The organism is Aquiflexum sp. (assembly GCF_041749095.1).
Lineage (GTDB): Bacteria > Bacteroidota > Bacteroidia > Cytophagales > Cyclobacteriaceae > Aquiflexum.
In genome coordinates, this window is record NZ_JBGTCA010000503.1 from 1 (window position 1) to 5,721 (window position 5,721).

Annotated in this window: 4 protein-coding genes; all 4 read left to right on the forward strand. The window is 41.2% G+C overall.

Going from position 1 to position 5,721, the window contains the following annotated elements:
- On the forward strand, nt 1-182 hold a 182-nt coding region (locus ACEW8O_RS23050; protein WP_373496987.1), incomplete at its 5' end, for a hypothetical protein.
- Between the two features lie 275 nt (nt 183-457).
- Nucleotides 458-4,336: an efflux RND transporter permease subunit gene (locus ACEW8O_RS23055; protein ID WP_373496984.1), complete on the forward strand. Its 3,879-nt coding sequence runs from the start codon at nt 458-460 to the stop codon at nt 4,334-4,336.
- 150 nt (nt 4,337-4,486) lie between these two features.
- The gene (locus ACEW8O_RS23060; protein WP_373496985.1) at nt 4,487-4,891 is read left to right on the forward strand and encodes a four helix bundle protein; all 405 of its coding nucleotides are present in this window, start codon (nt 4,487-4,489) and stop codon (nt 4,889-4,891) included.
- A 142-nt stretch (nt 4,892-5,033) separates the two neighbouring features.
- Nucleotides 5,034-5,721: TolC family protein (locus ACEW8O_RS23065; RefSeq protein WP_373496986.1), on the forward strand; the 688-nt coding region annotated here is incomplete at its 3' end.

Below are 5,721 nucleotides of genomic sequence, written 5' to 3' on the forward strand. Positions count from 1 at the left end.
ATTCTATGTTAAATAACATTATAAAGTTTTTTCTCGAAAATAAACTGGTCACGGTCATACTCCTAGTACTTGTTGTAGCATGGGGGATCGTGACGGCACCATTCAACTGGAATACCGGCTTCCTTCCCAACGATCCCGTACCAGTGGATGCTATTCCTGATATGATTTTTCTCCCTATTTAATAAGGGATTGCTACTAAGGCATGATGGCACAAAGGATAATTTAGATTTCTAATTTATACTCGATTCATTTTGAAGACCTGTCAGGTTTTCAAAACCTGACAGGTCTAGCCTGAGTCTCCTTTACCCTTCTCGCTCCTTTCCCTTTTTCAAAGTAAAAGTTCTGCTTTGGGATCTATATCCACCAATAACTTGTCCGCCTTGACGGATCCGATTCCGTAAAATCGGGATAATATCCACAAGTATCCACCGCCATTAGTGGCTCAAAGGATGATTCTATGTTAAATAACATTATAAAGTTTTTTCTCGAAAACAAACTGGTCACAGTCATTCTCCTAGTGCTTGTTGTAGCATGGGGAATTGTTACGGCGCCATTCAACTGGAATACAGGATTTCTGCCCAATGATCCTGTTCCGGTGGATGCCATTCCTGATATCGGGGAAAATCAGCAAATCGTCTTCACCGACTGGATGGGACGTTCTCCACAGGATGTGGAAGATCAGATTACGTATCCGCTGACTACTTCTCTCTTGGGATTACCCGGTGTAAAGTCAGTTCGAAGTACCTCCATGTTCGGGTTTTCATCCATTTATATCATTTTTGAGGAGGATGTAGAATTTTACTGGAGCCGTTCTCGAATTCTGGAAAAACTCAACTCCTTATCCTCTGATTTGCTGCCTGAAGGCGTACAGCCAAAGCTAGGACCTGATGCCACAGGATTGGGACAGGTATATTTTTATACTTTGGAAGGCAGGGATGAAAAAGGGAATCCTGCAGGAGGTTGGGATTTACATGAACTGAGAAGTATACAGGATTATTATGTGCGCTATGGTCTGGCAGGAACAGAGGGCGTAGCCGAAGTTGCCAGCATCGGAGGGCATGTGAAGGAGTATCAAGTGGATCTTGATCCTGTAGCCTTGAAAGCCCACAATGTCTCCATGATGCAGGTGATGAACGCCATCAAGCAATCCAATCTGGATATTGGTGCCAATACCATGGAGATCAATCAGGTGGAGTTTATCGTTCGTGGCCTTGGCTATGTCAAGTCTTTGGAAGACATCGAACAGGCCGTTGTCAAGGTTAGCAGCAATGTTCCTTTGCGTATTAAGGATATTGCAAAAGTCAATATCGGGCCTGCGAGCCGTGCAGAAAGAGCGATTTTGGATAAAGGAGGTGCGGAAGCTGTCGGTGGCGTAGTGGTAGCACGTTACGGAGACAATCCATTGCAAGTAATAGATGCTATTAAAGCAAAAATAGGAGAAATTTCTCCGGGTTTACCTTCTAAAACCTTGGAAGACGGTTCTATTTCCAAAGTGACAATTGTACCATTTTATGATCGTTCGGGTCTGATTAAAGAGACTTTAAGTACCCTAAATGAAGCGATCAGCCTGCAGATTCTAATTACCATCATCGTCATCATGGTGATGGTATACAACCTCAGAGCTTCTCTATTGATTTCTGCACTTTTACCATTAGCAGTTTTGATGTGCTTCATTATGATGAAGTATTTCGGGGTGGATGCGAATATCGTAGCATTGTCCGGAATTGCTATTGCCATCGGAACCATGGTGGATTTGGGGATTATTCTAAATGAAAATATCCTTCGGCATTTGGAAGAATCAGATGATAAGAAATCCAAACTCCAGATAATTTATGACGCCACAGCTGAGGTAAGTTCAGCCATTCTCACTGCGGTAATGACAACTATAGTCAGCTTCTTGCCAGTGTTTACCCTTCAAGCAGCTGAGGGTAAACTCTTTGGTCCATTGGCGTATACCAAAACTTTCGCCTTGATAGCGGCTTTGATTTTCACTTTGGTTTTTATGCCGGCCTTTGCCCACTGGGTATTTGGGACAAAGATCAAATCCAAGAATTACAGAACGATTCTTAATGGGTTAATGGCTATTGCAGGTTTTGTTCTTCTCTTCTATTTCCCTTGGGCAGGATGGGTTTTGTTGGCATTTGCAGCCAATCAATTGATTCATCATTTCTTCCCTCAGCAAACCAAAGAAGGCCAATTCAAAAATCAGATTTCAATGCTGATTGCAGTCGTGGCTGTTTCGATTCTTTTGGCTGTAGAATGGAGACCGCTTGGTTTGACACAATCAGTTCTGGTAAATTTCTTTTTTATTGGTTTGGTTTTGGGATTGGTATTGGGACTCTTTTCTCTCTTTATCCGATTTTATTCACACATGTTAAAATGGTGTTTGGAACATGCTAGAATTTTCTTCGTTCTTCCTGTCCTGATCATTCTATTTGCAGCCAATATCTGGTTGGGCTTCAATGCTGTATTCGGCTTTATAGCCAAAGGATTTGATCAAGTGGGTTGGAATATACGTACTACATCAGCTTGGTCGGGACTTGCACATGCCCTGCCGGGAATGGGTAAGGAATTTATGCCTGCATTAAATGAAGGATCATTCTTACTAATGCCTACTTCCATGCCGCATTCAGGAGTGGAAGCCAATATGCAAATTGTGAAGCAATTGGATATGTTGGTTCAGGCTATTCCTGAGGTCGAAATGGTGGTCGGAAAAGCCGGAAGGGCAGAAAGTCCTTTGGACCCTGCACCAATGTCCATGTATGAAAACATCATCAATTACAAGACTGAATACTTACAAAACGAGGATGCTCAAAAACTCCGTTTCAAAGTGGACAGGGAAGGGAATTATCAATTGTTGGTGAATGAAAAAAACTGGTGGTACGATCGCAGTGATGGAGCCATTTGGGACGATGATAAGAATTACATGGAAGAAACCCAAAGAAAGGCAGTCATAAGAAACATTGTCAAGTATTTGGTGCCAGATGATAGAAGGGGTCAATATTTCAGACAGTGGAGGGATGAAATCCGAACACCAGATGATATTTGGGATGAAATTCAAGTTCGAACCTCCAATATTCCTGGGGTAACCTCTGCTCCTAAATTACAGCCTATCGAAACGCGTTTGGTGATGTTGCAGACAGGTATGCGTGCACCTATGGGGATGAAAGTTTATGGACCGGATTTGGAAACTATCGAGAGTTTCAGCCTAAAACTGGAATCACTCCTGAAGGAAGTTGCTTCTGTTAAATCCGAAGCAGTTTTTGCTGACCGCTCATTGGGGAAACCTTATATGGAAATTGACCTAGATCGAACCCAATTGGGTAGATACGGGCTGAATATAGCTGATGTTCAGGAATTTATAGAAGTGGCTATTGGTGGAATGAAACTGAGCACCACCGTAGAAGGCAGGGAGCGATATGCCATTCGTGCCAGATATGCAAGAGAATACAGGGATGATCCGGAGGCTTTGAGGCGTATTTTGGTCAGCACGCCTACGGGTGCACAAATTCCTTTGGGCCAATTGGCAGAAATTAACTATCGTCCCGGTCCGATGATGATTAGGGGAGAAAATACCTTTCTTGTGGGTTATGTATTATTTGACAAAAGAGATGGTTTTGCTGAAGGCACCGTGGTGGATAATGCCAAAGATTTCATCCAACAAAAAATCACTTCTGGAGAATTGGAAGTCCCAACAGGTGTTTCTTACACTTTCTCAGGAAGCTATGAAAACCAAATCCGTGCAGAGAAGCGTCTGGCAATTGTAATTCCGCTTTCGTTAGCGGTGATTTTCCTGATACTTTATTTTCAGTTCAGGTCAACAGCCATGGTATTGATGATTTTCTCAGCCATTGCCATGGCATTTTCAGGAGGGTTTATGATGCTATGGCTATATGGTCAGGGTTGGTTCTTTGATTTTAGTTTTATGGGAACCAATATGAGGGAACTCTTCCAAATGCGGACTTTCAATCTTTCCGTTGCGGTTTGGGTAGGTTTCATTGCCCTCTTTGGTATTGCTACTGATGATGGCGTGGTTATGGGTACATATTTGAAACAAAGCTTCGAAAGAATACAGCCTGAAAATGTAAAGGAAGTCCGCAAAGCTGTTTTAGAAGCAGGCTTGAAAAGGGTTAGACCTTGTTTGATGACCTCAGCTACTACATTATTGGCCTTGCTTCCTGTATTGACAAGTTCCGGAAGAGGTTCAGATATCATGATCCCTATGGCTATTCCAGCTTTTGGAGGAATGACGGTTGCTTTGATATCGCTGTTTATTGTACCGGTACTTTATGGGAAGTATCAGGAGTTTAAGTTGAAATATGCTGAAGCGAAATAAAATAGAAATAAATTGAAATATACCATCGGCGAAATAATCCTTTGGGGAGAAATGGCAGAATAGGCTTAAGCGATATAAAGTAGAAATAGATTGAAATAAGCCTTCGGTGAAATATGATTGAAATATGCTAAAGCGAATTATTGTAGAAATATGGAAGAGAAAAAGAAGTTTATACCTCTGAAGGATTTGGAGATATATCAATTGTCTAGAAAGCTTTCGAAGATTGCTTGGAAAATATATTGTCGACTTTCTTCCCCAGAAAAGAAGGTTTGGGGAGATCAGATGTTGGATTCTGTCGATTCTGTTGGGGCCAATATTGCAGAAGGTTATGGTCGATTTCATTTCTTGGAAAAGATTCATTTTTATTTTATTGCCAGAGCCTCCTTATCAGAAGGTAAAGAATACTGGTTGGATTTAAGGTTGGAGAGAAAAATAGTCACTCCACAAGAATGGGAAGAAATTTGTGTTATACACCAACCTCTTCAAATCAAGCTGAACAATACCATCACAAGAACCTACGAGTCCAAGAAAGGAGGGAAAAATGACCGGCTTTAACAGATTCAATATTGAAATAAGTCTTCATAAACATAAAAGAGGAATCGTGACGGGTATTATTTCTATATTATTTCTATTTATATCTACCTTATTTCTACAGTATTTAGAGTTATTGCAAAGTGTTTTAAATACCAAAAAAGGAATGATGCTTAAAAATATTTCAATTTTATTTCTACTTATTGCTACCATATTTCAAGCAGAAAGTCAAACCTTAGATCAATATCTCGAAGAAGCTACCGAAAATAATCCTGCACTTCAAGCTTCATTTACAGCTTATAAGGCAAGTCTTGAAAAATCGAATCAAGTAACCTTAGAAAACCCTCAATTAAATATTGGTGTATTTACAAAGCCCATGGAGTTATTAATGGGGAATCAGCGGGCAGAGGCTTCGGTGATGCAAATGTTTCCTTGGTTTGGGATGCTTCGAACGCAAAAGGATGAAGCGACTTTGATGGCGGAAGCCAAGTACGAGGAGTTTAGGCAGGAAAGGAATATTCTACTCTATCAGGTAAAAGAAACCTACTTCCAACTGCAGCAATTGCAAAACACGATTGATATAAACAAATCCAATTTAGAGATTTTGAGGTCATTGGAGAAATTGGCCATTATTAGGTATCAAGGAGGTAATACTTCGGAGGCAGTTTCATCGGTATCTTCTGCGGTAAAAAGGCCATCTCGAGGAACACAATCAAATGGTTCTGGAGATGGAATGGGAATGGGAAGCGGAAGTTCCGCAGGATCATCTGGAATGAATCAATCATCTGCTGGATCCTCCATGGGTTCAGGGTCTGGATCAGGAAAGTTGACAGATGTGCTGAGACTGCAAGTTC